We start from the raw sequence: 249 nt of genomic DNA on the forward strand, positions 1-249 counted from the left end.
CGCGAGACCAGCTGCGCCTCGGCATTCGAAACCTGTTCGTTGAGCTTTTGGCCCATTGTCTCGGCGGAGTAGGCGAGGCGGTTCTCGACGCTGGCGACCTGCTCCTCGACGCGGGCGGCTGTAACAGCAGCACTCGATGCCAGGCGTTCGTCGGCACCGGCAAGCACCTGCTCGATTTCACGGGCATGGACGGCGAGTTCCTGGCCAGTCTGCCTGGCGCGTTCGGCAACCCGTTGCTCGGTGCTGGTG

The 249-nt window shown here is 65.5% G+C and carries 1 protein-coding gene; it reads right to left on the reverse strand.

Going from position 1 to position 249, the window contains the following annotated elements; translation table 11 throughout:
- Positions 1–249, reverse strand: a 249-nt coding sequence (locus AC0L16_RS33715; RefSeq protein ID WP_473625834.1) for a hypothetical protein, incomplete at both ends; no start/stop codon positions are given.

This window comes from Mesorhizobium sp. WSM4848 (assembly GCF_055811375.1).